Source organism: Kitasatospora sp. NPDC056783, assembly GCF_042789895.1.
GTDB lineage: Bacteria > Actinomycetota > Actinomycetes > Streptomycetales > Streptomycetaceae > Kitasatospora.
Genome location: NZ_JBHUAF010000217.1, coordinates 1 through 1,375, shown reverse-complemented (window position 1 = coordinate 1,375; position 1,375 = coordinate 1). Strand labels below are relative to the sequence as shown.

The 1,375-nt window shown below is 77.7% G+C and carries 2 protein-coding genes; both read left to right on the top strand.

The features are described from left to right. Window positions 1-484: amidohydrolase family protein (locus tag ACFRMQ_RS26230; RefSeq protein WP_380733092.1), on the top strand; the 484-nt coding region annotated here is incomplete at its 5' end. Continuing rightward, entirely contained in the window at window positions 481-1,329 is an 849-nt protein-coding gene (locus ACFRMQ_RS26225) for a serine hydrolase (RefSeq protein ID WP_380733091.1), read from the top strand. The genes ACFRMQ_RS26230 and ACFRMQ_RS26225, both read left to right, overlap by 4 nt. Window positions 1,330-1,375 lie beyond the last annotated feature (46 nt).

Sequence of the window (1,375 nt, the reverse complement as noted above, 5' to 3'; positions counted from 1 at the left end):
CGGCGCGGACCCGGTGGACTACGTCTGCGATCTGCTGCTGGAGGCGCAGGGCGAGGTGACCATCATCAGCCACTCGATGCGCGAGGACGACGTCCGCCGGGTGCTGGCCAGCCCGCTGTCCATGATCGGCTCGGACGGCGTGCCCAAACCCGGTCGCCCGCACCCCCGTTGGGCGGGCAGCTTCGCCCGGGTGCTCGGCCACTACGGCCGCGAGCAGGGCCTGCTGCCGCTGGAGCTCGCGGTGCACAAGATGACCGGCCTGCCCGCCGGGCGGTTCCGGCTGGCCGGGCGCGGGGTGGTCCGGGACGGCGCCGTCGCGGACCTGGTGGTGCTCGACCCGGCGACCGTCCTGGACGGCGCGACCTTCGAGCGGCCGCTGCTGCCGCCGGCCGGCGTGCAGACCGTCGTGGTGGCCGGGCGGATCGCGGTGCGCGACGGCCGGCCGACCGCGAGCCGGGCCGGAGAGGTGGTGCGGGTCCGATGAGTCTCGCCCAGGTGGCGGCCGCCGCGCGCAGCTCGGCGGCGCTCCCGCTGACCCTGTCCGTCGCGGCCATCGACGTGGACGCCGAGGGCGCGGGAGCGTCGGTCGGGGTGGACGACACCGTCGTGCTGCCCGTCGCCAGCGCCGCCAAGCTGCTGCTGCTGGCCGAGGTCGCCCGGCGGCTGGACGGCGGGGAGCTGGCGGCCGGGCAGCCGGTGGAGATCCTCCCCGAGGACGTCACCGGCGGCACCGGCCTGCTCGCCCGGCTCAGCCGCCCCGGCTGGACGGTCGAGGACCTGGCCTGGCTGACCGCCGCGGTCAGCGACAACACCGCCACCAACGCGCTGCTGCGCCTGGTCGGGCTGCCCGCCACCGAGCGGCTGGCGCGCGACCTCGGGCTGGAGCACCTCACCCTGCACGACCGGGTGCGCGACGAACGCGGGCCGGACGTCCCGCCGGTCTTCGCCACCGGCACCGCCCGCGGCCTGGCCCGCCTGGTGGCCCTCGCGGTCCGCGGCACCATGGCCGGCCCGGCCGCCTCGGCCCGACTGCTCGGCTGGATGCGCGCCAACACCGACCACGGGCTGGTCCCCGCGCTGATCGACCACGATCCGTACGCGCCCGGCTTCCCCGAGCCGCTGCCCGGCCGGCTGCTGGTGGCCGACAAGACCGGTACGGACACCGGCGTGCGGGCCGACGCGGGCGTCATCGTCGGCGCCCGGCGGGTGGCCTACGCGGTCATCGCGCACTGGGACGTGGCGCTCGGGCCCAGCACGGAGCGGGCCGCCGTGCACGCCATCCGGGACGTCGGCCGCGCCCTCGCGGCCTGGGCCCAGCGGCGGCCCTGAGCCGGCCGTCCACGAGCGGCGCAGGCGCGGAGACAGAGCTGAGGCT

Excerpts from the sequence above, each read along its gene's own strand:
- ACFRMQ_RS26225 (WP_380733091.1), top strand. The coding sequence starts at position 481 with ATGAGTCTCGCCCAGGTGGCGGCCGCCGCGCGCAGCTCGGCGGCGCTC.